Raw genomic sequence first — 14,721 nt, 5'->3', positions numbered from 1 at the left:
GCCGCGCGGGCGGACGGCTGCTGTGGGTGCCGGCAGCTTCGCGCGGTGGTCGGCTTCAGCTGAGGTCGTCGAGCACTTGATACCCGGCGTTGTATCCGGGGATGAACGTGATGCCCGGCCCGCCATGGCAGCCGGCGCCGCCGAGGTAGAGGCCGTCGATGCCGATCGGCAGATCGCGAAAACCCTTCGGGCCGGGCCTGTTCGGGCCCATGAGGTCGGGGTGCAGCAGGCCGTGGCAGAAGTCGCCGGCGGGGGCGCCGAACATGGTGTTCATGTGGTACGGCGCGAAGGTGATGTGCCGGATCTGAATGTCTTTGAAGTTCGGCGCGTAGCGGGTGATCTTGTCGATGACGCGTTGGGCCATCTCGGCCTTCAGGTGGCCGTGCTGATCGCGGGGAGTCTCGACGGGAAACGCGTAGGCGTAGGCGCTGGCGGCGTGCATGCCGGGCGGGGCCATGTTCGCGTCGTGTACGGAAGGGATCTGGATGCCGAGCGACGGGTTGTCGGGAACGATGCCGCGGCAGGCGTTCTCCCATTGACGCTGCTGTTCTTCGGGTGAGCCGAAGATGCCGACCGACGGTTGCATGCCGGGCTCGTTGAGCAGGTCGTACGGCGGGGCGAACTCGGGCAGCCCGTCGAGGGCGAAGTGCATCTGGACGAAGGAGGCGCGATGGTCGCGGCCCTGAAGTCTTTCGAGCAGCTGAGCCGGGAGGTGCTCAGGCTCAACGAGTTCGGTGAGCGTGGTGTCGGGGGAAACGTTGGAGACGACAACGGGTGCGGTAATGGTGTGGCCGTCCTTGCAACGGACACCTGTGACTCTGCCGTCGTCGACGAGGATCTGCTCGACCTTGGTGCGGTAGCGGATCTCGCCGCCGCGGCTTTCGAACATCTCGCGCAGGTGTTCGGTGAGCGCGCCGATGCCGCCTTCGAGTTTGGTCATCATGGCGGTGCGCTCGTCGGGGGTGGCGAGGGCGAAAGCGAGGCAGGTGGCGCTACCGGGGGTGTAGGGCCCGCGGTAGGTGGAGTTGATGGCGAGGAACGCGAGCATGCCGCGCATGACGGAGTGGCGCTTCTTGTCGGGCAGGTAGCGGTCGATGACATCCATGGCCGAGCCGAACAGGGTTTCGTGGATTGCGCGGCGTTCGGATTCGTTTGTGGCGCAGACGTACATTTCGTCGATCGTCTTGGGTGGTTGGCGGACATCGAAGCGGCCGAGTGCTCTTGCGGGGCCTTGGCTCCAGGCGATGAGTTCAGCCATGCCGGTGACGGCGTCGGTGCCGTGCTTGTCGGCGAGGTGGGTCATCAGTTGCATGGGTTCGCGGTAGAAGACCATGGCTTCTTCGCCCGCCTCGCCGATGTTGACCGACATGACATCGGAGTCGACGGTGGGCAGGGTGTCGAGGCCGAGGTCCTTGGTGATCTCGCTGGGGGTGGGGAACTGGACGGACCCGGCGATCTCGTAGCGGAAGCCGTCGATGAGTTCGACGGTGGCGGCCATGCCGCCTGCGTAGGTGTTGGCCTCGAGGCAGAGGGTGCGCAGGCCGGCGCGTTGGAGGACGGCGGCGGCGGTCAGCCCGTTGTGGCCGGCGCCGACGACGATCGCGTCAAAGTCGTTCATACGGGCAGGCTATGTCAGTACTGACGTAATTGTGGCGGTACTGATAAAAATGTGGGATAGGATCGCTGGACTATGGCGATGCCCGTGAACCTGCATCAGCAGCGCAGTCAGGCGACCAAGGAGGCGCTGCGGCGGGTGGCGTTGGCGCGGTTCGTGAAGGACGGGTTCGCGAACGTGACGGTGTCGCAGCTGGCCGAGGAGGCCGGTGTCACGGAGCGGACGTTCTTCCGACATTTCCCGACGAAGGAAGCGGTCCTGTTCGCGGATTACGAGACGCACCTGGAGTGGCTGGCCGAGGCGCTGGCGCGGCGGCCGGCGTCGGAGTCATTGTTCGATGCGGTGATGGCGAGTGTCGGGAGCTTCCCGCACGATCTGGAGGTGGTGCGGCAGGCGGCGCTGCTGCGGGCGAGCCTGATCGGTGAGCGGGCGGCCGGACACCTGCGGGTGGTGCAGGCGTCGTTCGCGGCGGTGATCACGGACTTCGTGCGGACGCGCTACGCCGATGTGGCAGGCCTCGAACTGAAGGCCGAGGTGGCGGGGGCGGTGCTGGCGGCGGCACTGGTCGTCGCCGTGGAGAGCTGGGGGCGGGGCGGGTGTGTTGACGATCTTGGGCGGATCGTCCTGGAGAGTGTGGAGTTGGTGCGGTCGGGGCTCGCGCCGCTGAGGTGAACACGCGCAGATCCGGCGGGAATGTCTTGTTCGGGTTGAGGGGGACCCGTTTGGTGGTCCAGTCGTTATGCGACTTTCGGTTGATGGGTCGTGGCCCACTGTAGGGCAAACTCGGCCGGGGTGAGGTCGCCGTGGGCGGTGTGGGGCCGATTGGCGTTGTAGTCACGACGCCAGTCCTCGATGATCACCCTGGCTTCCAGTAGGGAGTCGAACCGCCACGAGTTGAGCAGTTCATCACGAAGCCGGCCGTTGAACGACTCGATGAAAGCGTTCTGCCACGGCGAGCCGGGATCGATGAAAAGCGAACCAGCACTGTTGAATCGGCACCAATCGCTCACGGCGTGCGCCACGAACTCGGGCCCGTTGTCGAAACGCACGTAGTGCGGTGCACCGTGTACCAGGGCGAGGCGGTCCAGCACGGCGACCACGCCGTCGGCGTCGATGCTGCGGTCGACTTCGATCGCCAGGGCCTCGCGGGTGAACTCGTCGATGACGTTGAGCATCTTGAGGGTGCGGCCATCGGCGGTGGTGTCGAACTGAAAGTCCATCGCCCAGATGACATTCGGACGGATAGGCGACATCGCGCCCACGGCCACGCCGATACCATTCAGCCGCTTCTTGCGGCGCCGCTGCGGCACCCGAAGCCCCTCCTCGCGCCACAGCCGGCGGATCCGCTTGTTGTTGACCTGCCAACCCGCGCGGCGGGCCATCTTGGCAGCGCGACGCCACCCCCAACGCGGCCGGTCGGTGGAGAACCGACGCAGCCACGCCCGCAGCTGGGCCTCCTCGGTGCTGATCGACGGCGGGGCCAGGCGCATCGTGGAGCGGTGCAGACCCACCACGGTGCACGCGCGGCGCTCAGAGACCCCGAACCGCTCACGCAGCATCGCTGCTGCGCGGCGCTTGCGGTTCGGGGTCAGAAGTTTCCCGCCGAAATCTCCCTGAGCATGTCGATGTCGAGGGCCTGGTTGGCGACCAGTTTCTTGAGCCGGGCGTTCTCGGCCTCGAGTTCCTTGAGCCGCTTGGCGTCGTTGGCCTTCATGCCGCCGTACTGGGCCACCCAGCGATGCCACGTCGATTCCGCGATCTCCAGATGCCGGCACACCTCGGCCAGCTCTTGGCCCGATGCGAGCAGCTTGTTGCCCTCGGCGAGCTTGCGGATGATCTGATCCGGGGTATGCCGCCGGCGCTTGTTCGATGCCATGTCGTCGTCGATTCTTCCTGCCCAAACACTCGGGCAACAGAGTCCCACAACGACTGGACCACTACAGTGGGCTCACCTCACAGACGCCAACTTGACGACGCTTCACGTGCCCGATTAGCCGGGCATCGGAGTGCGCTGAAACTTGCCGACTATTACGGCCGTGTCCACTCGCTACGGACGGCGGCGGATGTCCGCGAAGCGGAAAACCACCCTCGCTGAACGGATCCGGTGCAAGCGGTCTGGTGCATCTCGCGGCGCAATGCGGTGAAACTTCGAGTCGCGGGCGTGGCGCCGGCAAAGACCCCTGACGTCTCGACCAAGTCACCCTTCCCTGACTACCTTGAGCTCCAGGTCCGCTCCTACCGCATGGGCATAACGCAGAAGCGTCGACAATTTCGGGTCGCCGGTTTGGTTCTCGAACTTCGAGATCACGCTGCGGTGGACGCCGATGAGGTCAGCGACGTGAGTCGCGGACATGCCCCGTGCTTCGCGAGCCTCTCTCAGTTCTCGGACCACGCGACGAAGATCGCGGGTCAGCTTGGTTGCTCGCCGTGACGCGTCCGACGACACCGGGGTGGTTGCGCTTGCCATAAGTACTCCCGTCTGCTTGTTGCATTTTAATGCAACAAGCAGGTCACTGTTAGAGCTCTTCGAAGGGTCGGACGGCATAGCCACTCATCCGAAACCAATACTTGGTGTACTCCATGGCCTTGCGTATCTGGTCGCGCTGCTTTATCGAGGCACGCAAGTCGAGTGGGTCCTTATATCCGTAACCCACAGCCACCACCTTGTTCGTGAGGTCGTCTGGTTCCGAGAAATACAGTCTGTGTTCGACTCCGCGTTTGCCCTTGACCTTCAATTCGCCGAGCCACGGAGAATCCTTCAGTCGCATTGGTAGACGCGGTAGTGGCGCTCGATAATCGTGACCGTCGTCGCGGCCAATTGTGGCACCGAGTCCACCGGGTTCCTGGGAGTCCTCGATCAAACCTACTAACTCGCCGTGGGGGAACACATCGGAAGCCTGCAGATGATCGACTGCCCCGACTGCCGCAGTGCGTACTCCCAGACGCATTCACCACGGACGATGCGAGAAACGTATGCAGTCACTTAACCCCCGATGTTGGACGCACCGTATGGGGAGGGGCCGACAAGGTCGAGCTCGGTGTGTCACGACCACGCGCTAACCTGCCGGCGTGGAAGCCGGACTGTATGAATCATTGCTCACCGAGCGGCTGAGCGCCGCCCTTACTCAGCGGCCTGACCTCCTCACTGACGTCAGTACAGTGGACGAGGCCGAGCAGGCACTGACCATCGCGCGGCACCTCGCCCCGATCATTGAGCGTCAGTTGCGGGCCGCCGGCAACGCCGAAGCACGCGCACAACTGCTAGGGAAGATCCTCAACGTATTGGGGGACGACGCGGTACTCAGCGAGAGCCTACGCCAGGACGACCCGGCCAAGATCCACCGCCTCGACGAGGTCCGATTGAAAACCCTGGGCGCTCTGCCGCTTCCGCGGCCGGCCACACCGTTGTCGGATGCCGCGTTAATGACCAATGCACGCAACGAACCGACGTTGGCCGCTGAGCTTCGCGCCGAACTCGCCAGCGCCGATCACGTCGACCTGCTGTGTGCCTTCGTCAAATGGCATGGGCTGCGGCTGCTGGAAAACGAACTTACCGAGCTACGCGAACGTGGGGTGCCGCTGCGGGTCATCACCACTACCTACCTGGGCGCCACCGACGCACGTGCCCTGGACGCGCTCGTCAGCGAGTTCGGTGCCGAGGTGCGGGTCAACTACGAGACCGACCGCACCCGGTTACACGCCAAGGCCTGGCTGCTGCGACGCAACACCGAGTTCCACACCGCTTACGTGGGGTCGTCGAACCTGTCGCACGCCGCACTGGTGGACGGGCTGGAGTGGAATGTGCGGCTCTCGGCGATTTCCACTCCGCACCTGCTGGAGAAATTTCGCGCTACCTTCGACTCATACTGGGAGAACCGCGAGTTCGAACCGTATCGGCCTGCCGATGACGGCGATAGGTTGCGGGGCGCGTTGGAGATCGCCTCCGGTAAGAAACAGCGTGACCCGATGTCCGTCACTCTTTCTGGGCTGGAGGTAACGGCCAAGCCGTATCAGGCCGAGCTGCTCGAGCAACTCGACGCTGAACGCGTTCTGCATGACCGGCACCGCAACTTGATCGTCGCCGCCACCGGCACGGGCAAAACAGTGATCGCTGCGCTGGACTATCGCCGACTGGTCCGCGAGGTCTACGGCCGCGACCTGACCCTGCTGTTCGTCGCGCATCGCAAGGAGATTCTGCAGCAAGCTCAGAGGATGTACCGCGAGGTGCTCACCGACCCGGTGTTCGGGGAGCTGCTGGTCGATGGGCAGCAACCCACCCGCTGGCGGCACGTCTTCGCCAGCATCCAATCCCTCACCGCGGACCGCCTTTCCACCGTTGAACCCGCGCATTTCGACATCGTCGTGATCGACGAATTCCACCACGCGCAAGCTGCGTCCTACCGGCGGCTGCTTGAGCACATTGCGCCGATGGAGCTAGTCGGACTTACCGCAACCCCGGAACGCGGCGATGGTGTCGACGTGCGGGAATTCTTCGGCGGACGCGTCGCCGCGGAGCTGCGACTGTGGGATGCGCTCGAACAGAACTTGCTGTGCCCCTTCCACTATTTCGGTATTCACGACGGCACCGACCTGGAGACGCTGCAGTGGAAGCGCGGTGGCTACGACCTAGCCGAATTGAGTGGCGTCTACACCGGCAACGATGCCCGCACCCGCATCGTGCTCAAGGAACTGCGCGACAAGGTGGCAGACGTCGGAGCGATGCGAGCGCTGGGATTTTGCGTGGGCGTGGAGCATGCCCGGTACATGGCCGAACAATTTGTTGCCGCGGGGATCCCGGCTCGAGCTGTGTCGGGGGAGACGCCGACGTTCGACCGGCACACCGCGCTGACCGCGCTGCGCAACCGGGAAATCAACGTGCTCTTCGCGGTCGACCTGTTCAACGAGGGCCTCGACATCCCTGAGGTGGACACGGTTCTGTTCCTGCGACCCACCGAGAGCGCGACGGTGTTCTTGCAGCAGTTAGGCCGCGGGCTGCGCCTCACCCACGGGAAAACGGTGCTGACGGCGCTGGACTTCGTAGGGCATCAGCGCCGCGAGTTTCGGTTCGACCAACGGTTCCGAGCGATGACTGGGCTCGGCCGCAAACAGCTGGAAAGGCAAGTCAAGGAAGGGTTTCCGTTCCTACCGTCGGGCAGCCAAATTGTGCTCGACAAGGTAGCAAAGGAGCTGGTGCTCGAGAACGTTCGTCAGCAGGTATCGCCGAAGAAGTCGGCGCTGGTGTCAGAAATTCGGGAGCATCCCAACGATCGTCTTGCCTTGTGGTGTCTCGGGACATCGCTGACACTTATGTCTCGGGACATCGCTGACACTCATGATGCCGGTTTGGGCTCGCGGGTGCGATAGGTGCGGGTGGTCTTGTCGATGGACTGGTAGTTGCGTGTGGGATCGGCAGTGAGAGTGCGCACGAGTCGGTTGCCGCTGAAGATGGTGATGTGCTCGCCGTCGCGGATGACATCGCAGTCGTGGCCGGCCCAGCGCAGCCCGACGTTGACCTTGTAGGGCGCGACGAACACCTGTCCCGACTTCTCTCCGACGGTGCGGCGGCTGACGAACACCGGTGCGGGCAGTGGACGCTCGGCGGGGCGGGCCATGACGGTGGCGCTGAATGCCTCGGCCGGGGTGGCGCCACGTAGCGCGCGGTGCGGGCCGTTGGTGGTTGTAATAGGTGCGGAACTGCTCGAGCAGGGCGTTGAGTTCCTCGACAGTAGCCGCCGGATCGCGGGCAGACAGCCACTTCTTCAGCGTCTGCCAGAACCGCTCGATCTTGCCGCAGGTCTGCGGGTGAAACGGCGTCGAGTTGATGGTCCGCACCCCGAGAGCGCGCAGATTGACCTCGAAAGCTGATTCATGCGCGTGGAAGCGGCCAGTGTAGACGATTCCGTTGTCCGACAACGACATCGATGGTATCCCGCACTCGTCGATGCCTGCCAGCATCACCTCCCAGACAAGCTCGGCGTCCGCGTCACCGGCACCCGCGCGCAAACCCACCACATACCGGGAGTGGTCGTCGAGACTGCCCGCGATGCCCACCGCGCTGCCGTCGGCCAGCGTCCATCCGGTCCAATCGGACTGCCAACACTCGTTGGGCCGATCGAAGCAAAACCGTTTGGTCGCCGACTTCGGCCGCTTCTGTGGCTGCGGGACGATCGCCCCGCGACGGGTCAAGATCTGCCACACCGTCGACACTGACGGCACCGCGATACCCTCGCGCTGCAACGACCACACGATCGACTGTGCACCGTGATCGCGGCCATCCTCGATCAACTGCTTACGCCGCAACACGATCAGGTCTTCCACCTCGACCGGGGTCTGCCCCGGCGAAGTCAGCGGACGCCGCGACCGATCCTGCAGACCCTCGATCCCACCGTCACGGAAACGCTTGCGGAACTTGTAATACGTCTGTCGACTGATCGCGCTGTCCCGGCAGAACTGCGCCACGTTGTCGACCTGGCCGGCCAACGCCGAAGCCATCCGAATGTCCATCGCCGTCACCTTCTGAGCCATGAGCCATCCTGGCCCAGGCCCTACTCAAGTGTCAGCGATGTCCCGAGACATACAACTGTCAGCGATGTCCCCGAACAGAACAACGATCGTCTTGCCTCCTATCTGGAGGAATTTGGCCGCGTGTTGGAAGACATTCTGCGCAGCGACCGGTCCTGGACCACGCTGTGCCGCGAGGCCGGCAAGCTCAGTTCCGAGCGTGGGCCGCGGGAGACCGAGCTGGTGAAGCGGATCAAGGCTCTCGCGCACGTGGATGACCGGCTACGGTCGGATGCCTATCGGGCGTTGTTGGCCGGCGGCGGTGTGAATGCGAGCGTCGCGGAGCAGCGGCTGGCGGCGATGTTGCACTATTCGTTGTTTCCCAACGGCGGTGGATTCGACAGTGCCGCAGCAGCGCTCGATGTTCTGAAGGGCGAGGCGGTCGGGGAGGAGATGCGGCAGGTCATCGATATTTCTTTCGATGCGGCGGACCGCAACACGTACGCCTTGGGTGGCTCCGTTCCGGAGCTCGCCGATGTGCCGATGGCGCTCCATGCCACCTACTCGCGTGAGGAGATCCTTGCCGCGCTTGGGTGGGTGTCAGACAAGCGGACGCCGGCCACGATGAGGGAAGGGGTGGCTTGGTGCGAGGCCGCCAATGCAGACGCCTTCCTGATCACGCTCAAGAAGTCCGACACGGACTACTCGCCAACGACCATGTACCGCGACTTTGCACTGAGTCCGGAGCTATTCCACTGGGAGTCGCAGTCGACCACGTCGTCGGCGTCACCGACCGGGCAGCGGTACATCCACCATCGCGAGCGTGGGTCACACATCCTGTTGTTCGTCCGGGAGGCCAAGACGAACTCGCTTGGTGCCGCGCCGTACATCTTCCTGGGTGCCGCCGACTACGTCTCCCATGAGGGTGATCGGCCGATGGCGATCACCTGGCGGCTGCACAAGCAGATGCCGACAGAGGTGTACTTGGGAGCTCGGGCTGCGGTGGCGTGAGGGTTCACTCGCCGGCAGACGAATCGAGGCTCGCGCGAACGTCTTTCATCCTGCGGTAGAGACGGAGCGAATTCTCGGGTGCTGGTATGAAACCGTGCCGCTGGTAGAAGGCAGCCGCATCTTCGTCGACAGCATCCACCACGATGAGACGTGCGGCAGCTACTTCACCGGCAGCGACCGCCTTCCGCAACGCCTCGGCCAGAAGTAACGCGCCAATGCCTCGTCCCTGCTGCGACTGGTCGACGGCCAGCCGAGCCAGCAGCACCATGCCGACCGGATACCCCGGCATGCCGCGAACGAGCTTCGAGGGCGGCTCGGCTCGGTACACAGATCCCATCGTCAGGCTGAAGTAGCCGACGATACGGCCACTTCGTGTGGCAACGAACGTCCGCGCGGAGTCCATGTCCTGCGATGCGAGCGCATGGCGGCGAAGCCACGTGGCGAGTGCCGCGTTTCCCGAGTCGAAGTTCCTGAGGTCATGATGCGCGCTCAGCCGTTCGAGCACGAGGCGCGGGGCAGGGCTCACGCCTCCCGAAGCTTCGGGTTGTTCTTGAACAGGTCAACCAGCTGCGGTACCCGCTTAGCGGGCTTATCGAGTTCGGTGATGAATCGGTCGAACGCCTGGTTCGAGAGAACCAAATCCTGATGCTGCTTCACCACGCGCTTCGCCCGCGATGTGACGGTCTCGAGCACAAATGCGGTCACCGTAGTGTCCTCTAGGTCCGCCGCCTGACGGATGAGCTCGTCTTGCTCGGGGGTCACCCGAACCTCCAGCCGATGGCGCCGGGGCCTGATTGCACGATCGCTCATCAGCTAAGTGTAGCTTCGTCCGGACATTGTCCGGACGAAGCTACTTGTAGGGCTCGCCCTGCTGGGATGCCTTCGGCGGAAGTTGGCTAGGGCGTGTCTGACAAAGGTTTTGGGTGCTGTGCCTGAAGCTTGAGGGATGTCGCGATTCGAGTTGTTGTCCGATGCCCAGTGGGCGTTGATCGAGGATCTGTTGCCAGTGCGGACGGGCAAGCGGGGCAGGCCTTTCCAGAATGCCCGCTCGATGGTGGAGGGGATCATCTATCGGTATCGGTGTGGAATCGCCTGGCGTGATGTTCCCGAGGCGTTTGGGCCGTGGCAGTCGATCTGGACCTGGCATCGACGGATGAGTGCCGATGGCACCTGGGACAGCGTGTTGGCGCGGTTGCTAGCCGCCGCCGAGGAGGCCGGGATCATCGATTGGGCGGTGGCCGTGGATTCCACGATTGCGCGCGCCCATCAGCACGCCACGAACGTCACCCGCCACACAGGGGGCTGGGTCGAATTACACGAATCCGGGCGTCGAGCCGCCTGACCACGGTATCGGTCGCTCACGCGGCGGGCTGACCAGCAAGATCCATCACCTCGTCGACGGCCGAGGACGACCCATGGTGGTGCTTGTGGGCCCTGGCCAAGCCCACGACGGGCCGGTGTTCGAGCATTTGCTCGCGCACTTGAAAGTGGACCGCCGCCGCGGTGGCCGAGCGCGTACTCGTCTGATCGCGTCCGCGGGGATCGGGCCTATTCCAGCCGCGTGACCCGCACTCGACTCCGCCGGCGCGGGATCGGCGCAGTGATTCCCGAACCGTCCGATCAGATCGCCCACCGCAAGCGGCGAGGATCGCGCGGCGGACGACCACCGGCTTTCGACGCCGAGGATTACAAGGGCCGCAACGTCGTTGAACGCAACTTCAACGTCGTTAAGCAATGGCGCGGATTGGCCACCCGCTACGACAAACTCGCCATCGTCTACCGCGGCGCAGCAGTCCTACGCGCCATCACCCTCTGGCTACCCCATTTATCAGACACGCCCTAGTTCGGTACAGCCTGTCGGCAACGTGTTCTATGGTGCATTTCGCCTCGACCCCTGGGCTTCACATAGGCCAAGGCGCGCACCTCAGGGCCGTAGCTGTCGGCAACTTGTTCTAGAGTGCTCGGAAGTTCGCAGTGAATCGCCCTGGTTCTCCCGGAGGCTCTGGCTATTGGATTTCGACCAGGTGTTGGTCGCTCCGTTGGGCATCGTAGAACGCGGCTTCGAACTCGACCGGCGGTAGGTCATCGAGGTAGCCGTGCAGGCGGTTGGTGTTGTGCCAGTGCACCCAGCCCAGGGTGGCCAGTTCGACGTCCTCGACTGTCTTCCATGGACCGCTGCGGGCGGGTCCGTAGATCAGCTCGGCCTTGTAGTAGCCGTTGACGGTCTCTGCGAGGGCGTTGTCGTAGCTTTGACCGGCTAATCGGGTCCGATGAATCGCCGCTGCCGGGTGGAATGGTTCATCGTCGGTGTGGTGATTTGGTGATCTTGCGGAGTTGTTCTTCGTGGCGTTTGACGACGTCGGCGAGGGCTTCGACAGCGGTGCGAAGGTGAGCGAGTTCGGTGGCCAGGCCGCTCAAGGTCCGGGCGTCTGTTTGTCGGGTCCGGTGTTCGTCGACGATGGCGCGTAGTTGTGGATCGCGGTAGAGCGTTGCGCGGCCGATCTGTGCCTGTTCGGCGATGGCGGTGAAGGTGATCGAATGCCCCTTGGTGACGAACTCGGCACAGACCCGTTCGACCCTGGCCAGGGTGCCTTCGTTCATGCGGTGTCCGTTTGGGCGATGAGTGCATCGAGTCGGGAGACGAGTTTGCGATGCCGGTCTGCTTCGTCGATCCAGCCGCGTCGTTCTGCGTCTGCGGCCAAATCCTGTGCGTCGATGCGTTGGGCTGCAAGGACTCCCAGATCGGTGGAGTCAGTGTGATAACTTGGGCAGTGCTCGCAGATGTTGGCATACGGGCATGAACCTTGCGCGGGTGCGCGCAGGCAGTAGCCACCGGCGAGCCGTGATTTGATCGCCGGCGCGTCCTTCCATCGGGTGCCGGTGACATCGGTGATCGGCAGCTGGGGCCCGGTGGTGGGCAACGGTCCGATGTGGCTTTTCGCCAGGTCCAGGGCGCGTTCGTATTCGGTGCGCACGGTGCGGTCGAAGAGGTGGGCGTAGCGCAGGCTCATCTGGGTGTCCGAGCAGGGCCATCAACGCCTGTAGGGACACTCCGGCGTTGATCAGGGCGGTGGCATAAGTGTGCCGGAGTTGGTGCGGTGTGATGTGCCCTAGCCCGGCGGTCTGCGCTGCCCGGTTCAACTCCTGGCGTACCGCGTTCTGGGTCGTTTTCCGTGATAGGTGAACAGGAAATCGGCCGGCGCGCCGGTGCGGGGATGGACCATGGGGCGGCCAGGTGAGCGGGTCGCGGTGATGCGGTCGACGAGGGTGAGGACTTCCTCATCGAGAGGCACCATGCGTTCGGAGTTGAGCTTGCCCAGTGGGACCTTAAGCCAGGATCCTTGCCCGGGAATCTCATGAACGCAGTCCAGTTCGAGGTCGAGGAGTTCGCCGATGCGCAGCCCGCATGCCCGCTGCACCAACAGCGCATCGGCGGCGAGTCGATAGGGCGACTCTGCTAGTGCTGCAGTGAGTTTGCGGTCCGCGTCTACGGGCAGGTATCGGGGCAGCAAGCGTTGCGGGCGAGGGAGATCGGTGCGAAAGATCAGTCGCCGCGGTGGTGCGTCGTCCCATCCCCATTCGGTGATCTCGGCGAGGAAATTCCCGACTGCATGAATGCGTCGGATCCGGTCGGCGACGGTGATCGGCTCACCTGTGACGCTGTTGACCGCAGTGGCCAGCGAAGTGATGAACGGTTCGATGTGGCGACGTCGGTCCAGGTGCGACAAGGACGTCAGGGTGGGATCCGCGGCAGCGAGGTATCTGCCGAAATGCGCCAGTCGTGTGGCCAGGCTGCTGACCGTCTTGGGCACGCAGGTGGCGTGTTTACGTTTCAGATAGGCCACGAACGCGGGGCGCAGCGCTGCAGGAACATCGGCCATGCGCTCCTCGAGGGACACAGCGGCGGCGACAGCTGGTGGTGTCTGTTTGTCGAGTACGCCCAGGTGAAACAGAATCTGGCGGGCACTGTGAGTGGTGCTGCGATAGTGCCGCGCCGTTCGCCCGGTCCGCGCCTGACGCACATCGCAGGCATGCAACAGCTCCTGCAGATCATTCTCACGCAGATCGGTCAAGGGCCGGCCGGTCTGAATCAACAGTCGGGCGATGATTTGTGACCCGATCGCCGAGGCGACCCGCTGGGTGAATCCCAATTCCATTGCAGCGGAGAGGACTGATCGAGATCAGGTTGCAGACAACTGTCGGTCAGTTCGTGCCACAGGCTCGACAGTTTGCGGTATACGAGATAGTCGTAGCCCGATTGCAGTCGTCTGCTGACCATCAAGAAAGTGATGAACGGCCGGGTCGAGCAGTTCGCCGCCAACTGCTCATCGAGTGGGACATCGACCCACGCCTGGACCTGTGGCCAGCGTCGCAGGAACGACCGGGCGGCCTGGGAGTAGGCGGTATTGCCGCGGTCCCGTCGCTTCAGATGCACCAGGTAGGCGGCATAGATCGCCGCCGGCGTCTCAGGTGCGGGCGCGTAATCGTGTGCGGGCAGCATCGAATTCCGCCTTCACATGTGGGGGTGCCAAATGGATGTAGCGGGCCGTGGTGTCCACGTGGGCATGCCCGAGCAGCGCCTGCATCACCGCAAGGTCCACACCGGCTTCGGCCATCGCGGTGCCGAACGTGTGACGCAATGCGTGCGCGTGACCGACGAGCACACCTGATTTGCGCCGGTGGTAACGGAAGATGGTACGAAGCCCGGCCGCGGTCAACGGCTGGCCCCGGTGCGGGCCTTTGGCGACCAGGAACAGCCGGGTGCTCGTCGATTCGGGTCTTTCGGTGAGCAGATAGGTTTGGATCAGACCCGCGACCTCGATATCGAGGGGCACCCGGCGCTCCTTGGCGCCCTTGCCCATCACCCGAACCCAACGAGCACCCATATCGACGTCGGTGACATCGAGAGTAAGCAATTCCCCGGATCTCAACCCGGACAACAACATCAGACCAGCCAGGGACCGGTCGCGCCACGTCCGCAGGCTCGACGACAGATCCGCAGTCTCGCGGCGATCCAGCGACCTCGGCAGCCGTCGCGGCTCGCGTAAACGTAGCGCTGATCGCCGTTTCGGCCGAACCAAGTGTCCGAGGAGTCCGTTGCGTTCTTCGGCGCTGCCCCGCCGCGCTTCGCGGCCGCTGGGGATCGGGTTACCAAGGTCGGGTTCGCGCAGCGTACGGAAGGTGAACAGCCCCGTCAGCGCGGCCAGGCGGTGATTGATGGTGGTCGAGGAATAGCGGTCGAGCCGCTTGCCGGTCATCGACACCACATTGGCCGGCCGTCCCGCGATCGGTGTCTGGCGCCAATACCGCATGAAGTCGAGCACGGTCTCAGTGGTCACAAACCCAACTCGAGGTCCACGCTGCCCAGCCAACGGCAGAACGCAAGCAAGTCATAGCCATAGGCACGCAAGGTCCGGGGTGAATAGTTCCGGTCGGCGAGATAGCCGAGATACTCGTTGACCAACGCGTACTTTCCGGCACCCGACCCGGATAACACCCAGGCGACTTCGGGTTTCCAGATGCAGCTCATGCTGATCCGTCATGAGACAAGTGCAACCCCGCCGCCCACAACGGTCAAGCAATTCCCTTGTCGG

At 63.9% G+C, this 14,721-nt stretch carries 13 protein-coding genes and 5 pseudogenes; 5 read left to right on the top strand and 13 right to left on the bottom strand.

What is annotated here, in order from left to right; all coding sequences use genetic code 11:
- Window positions 1-55: 55 nt before the first annotated feature.
- Entirely contained in the window at window positions 56-1,618 is a 1,563-nt protein-coding gene (locus tag QGN32_RS07955) for a phytoene desaturase family protein (RefSeq protein ID WP_326548046.1), read from the bottom strand.
- Between the two features lie 72 nt (window positions 1,619-1,690).
- Between QGN32_RS07955 and QGN32_RS07950 the strand changes: the two genes are divergently transcribed.
- Window positions 1,691-2,287, top strand: coding sequence for a TetR/AcrR family transcriptional regulator (locus QGN32_RS07950; RefSeq protein WP_326548045.1), 597 nt, complete (start codon window positions 1,691-1,693; stop codon window positions 2,285-2,287).
- Between the two features lie 65 nt (window positions 2,288-2,352).
- Here QGN32_RS07950 and QGN32_RS07945 read toward each other — a convergent pair.
- Both QGN32_RS07945 and QGN32_RS07940 read right to left on the bottom strand, forming a co-directional pair.
- Window positions 2,353-3,491 (bottom strand): IS3 family transposase gene (locus QGN32_RS07945; RefSeq protein ID WP_326547813.1). Its coding sequence is split into 2 segments (ribosomal slippage): window positions 2,353-3,221 and window positions 3,221-3,491, totalling 1,140 coding nucleotides; the frame shifts between segments, so codons are not numbered across the junction.
- Window positions 3,492-3,812: 321 nt separating this feature from the next.
- On the bottom strand, window positions 3,813-3,968 hold the full coding sequence (locus tag QGN32_RS07940) for a helix-turn-helix domain-containing protein (RefSeq protein ID WP_326548044.1): 156 nt from the start codon (window positions 3,966-3,968) through the stop codon (window positions 3,813-3,815).
- Between the two features lie 716 nt (window positions 3,969-4,684).
- Between QGN32_RS07940 and QGN32_RS07935 the strand changes: the two are divergent.
- Window positions 4,685-6,892 (top strand): annotated as a pseudogene (locus QGN32_RS07935) (DEAD/DEAH box helicase); the annotation flags it as partial.
- Window positions 6,893-6,945: 53 nt separating this feature from the next.
- Here the strand turns inward: QGN32_RS07935 and QGN32_RS07930 are convergent.
- Window positions 6,946-8,140: pseudogene (locus QGN32_RS07930) on the bottom strand (integrase core domain-containing protein).
- A 57-nt stretch (window positions 8,141-8,197) separates the two neighbouring features.
- Between QGN32_RS07930 and QGN32_RS07925 the strand changes: the two are divergent.
- Window positions 8,198-9,127: pseudogene (locus QGN32_RS07925) on the top strand (DUF3427 domain-containing protein); the annotation flags it as partial.
- 4 nt (window positions 9,128-9,131) lie between these two features.
- Here QGN32_RS07925 and QGN32_RS07920 read toward each other — a convergent pair.
- Window positions 9,132-9,632 (bottom strand): GNAT family N-acetyltransferase, encoded by a 501-nt coding sequence (locus QGN32_RS07920; protein WP_326548043.1) that lies wholly within the window; start codon window positions 9,630-9,632, stop codon window positions 9,132-9,134.
- A 17-nt stretch (window positions 9,633-9,649) separates the two neighbouring features.
- Complete coding sequence (locus QGN32_RS07915) at window positions 9,650-9,937, bottom strand: type II toxin-antitoxin system TacA family antitoxin (protein ID WP_326548042.1); 288 nt, start codon at window positions 9,935-9,937, stop codon at window positions 9,650-9,652.
- 136 nt (window positions 9,938-10,073) lie between these two features.
- Here QGN32_RS07915 and QGN32_RS24270 point away from each other — a divergent pair, with 136 nt between their 5' ends.
- Window positions 10,074-10,469, top strand: coding sequence for a transposase (locus QGN32_RS24270; protein WP_442791796.1), 396 nt, complete (start codon window positions 10,074-10,076; stop codon window positions 10,467-10,469).
- A gap of 219 nt (window positions 10,470-10,688) precedes the next feature.
- Window positions 10,689-10,970: a transposase gene (locus tag QGN32_RS24265; RefSeq protein ID WP_442791795.1), complete on the top strand. Its 282-nt coding sequence runs from the start codon at window positions 10,689-10,691 to the stop codon at window positions 10,968-10,970.
- Window positions 10,971-11,133: 163 nt separating this feature from the next.
- Here the strand turns inward: QGN32_RS24265 and QGN32_RS07905 are convergent.
- The 7 genes and pseudogenes from QGN32_RS07905 to QGN32_RS07875 all read right to left on the bottom strand — a co-directional run.
- A pseudogene (locus tag QGN32_RS07905) lies at window positions 11,134-11,382 on the bottom strand (integrase core domain-containing protein); the annotation flags it as partial.
- Window positions 11,383-11,425: 43 nt separating this feature from the next.
- Window positions 11,426-11,728, bottom strand: coding sequence for a hypothetical protein (locus tag QGN32_RS07900; RefSeq protein ID WP_326548041.1), 303 nt, complete (start codon window positions 11,726-11,728; stop codon window positions 11,426-11,428).
- Entirely contained in the window at window positions 11,725-12,138 is a 414-nt protein-coding gene (locus QGN32_RS07895; RefSeq protein ID WP_326549250.1) for a hypothetical protein, read from the bottom strand. Before QGN32_RS07895 ends, QGN32_RS07900 begins: the two co-directional genes overlap by 4 nt.
- A 58-nt stretch (window positions 12,139-12,196) precedes the next feature.
- Window positions 12,197-12,268 (bottom strand): annotated as a pseudogene (locus QGN32_RS07890) (hypothetical protein); the annotation flags it as partial.
- Window positions 12,265-13,284, bottom strand: a complete 1,020-nt coding sequence (locus tag QGN32_RS07885; protein WP_326548040.1) for a tyrosine-type recombinase/integrase — start codon at window positions 13,282-13,284, stop codon at window positions 12,265-12,267. The pseudogene QGN32_RS07890 and the gene QGN32_RS07885, both read right to left, overlap by 4 nt.
- A gap of 309 nt (window positions 13,285-13,593) precedes the next feature.
- Entirely contained in the window at window positions 13,594-14,466 is an 873-nt protein-coding gene (locus QGN32_RS07880; protein ID WP_326548039.1) for a tyrosine-type recombinase/integrase, read from the bottom strand.
- Complete coding sequence (locus QGN32_RS07875) at window positions 14,463-14,657, bottom strand: site-specific integrase (RefSeq protein ID WP_326548038.1); 195 nt, start codon at window positions 14,655-14,657, stop codon at window positions 14,463-14,465. The genes QGN32_RS07880 and QGN32_RS07875 overlap by 4 nt, the downstream gene beginning before the upstream one ends.
- Between the last annotated feature and the right edge of the window lie 64 nt (window positions 14,658-14,721).

This window comes from Mycolicibacterium sp. ND9-15 (assembly GCF_035918395.1).
In the GTDB taxonomy this organism is placed as follows: Bacteria; Actinomycetota; Actinomycetes; order Mycobacteriales; family Mycobacteriaceae; genus Mycobacterium.
This window is presented reverse-complemented; position numbering and strand designations above follow the sequence as displayed.

Coding starts and splice junctions, on each gene's coding strand:
- QGN32_RS07955 (WP_326548046.1), bottom strand. CDS start 1,618: ATGAACGACTTTGACGCGATCGTCGTCGGCGCCGGCCACAACGGGCTG.
- QGN32_RS07950 (WP_326548045.1), top strand. CDS start 1,691: ATGGCGATGCCCGTGAACCTGCATCAGCAGCGCAGTCAGGCGACCAAG.
- QGN32_RS07940 (WP_326548044.1), bottom strand. CDS start 3,968: ATGTCCGCGACTCACGTCGCTGACCTCATCGGCGTCCACCGCAGCGTG.
- QGN32_RS07915 (WP_326548042.1), bottom strand. CDS start 9,937: ATGAGCGATCGTGCAATCAGGCCCCGGCGCCATCGGCTGGAGGTTCGG.
- QGN32_RS24270 (WP_442791796.1), top strand. CDS start 10,074: ATGTCGCGATTCGAGTTGTTGTCCGATGCCCAGTGGGCGTTGATCGAG.
- QGN32_RS07900 (WP_326548041.1), bottom strand. CDS start 11,728: ATGAACGAAGGCACCCTGGCCAGGGTCGAACGGGTCTGTGCCGAGTTC.
- QGN32_RS07895 (WP_326549250.1), bottom strand. CDS start 12,138: ATGAGCCTGCGCTACGCCCACCTCTTCGACCGCACCGTGCGCACCGAA.
- QGN32_RS07885 (WP_326548040.1), bottom strand. CDS start 13,284: ATGGAATTGGGATTCACCCAGCGGGTCGCCTCGGCGATCGGGTCACAA.
- QGN32_RS07875 (WP_326548038.1), bottom strand. CDS start 14,657: ATGAGCTGCATCTGGAAACCCGAAGTCGCCTGGGTGTTATCCGGGTCG.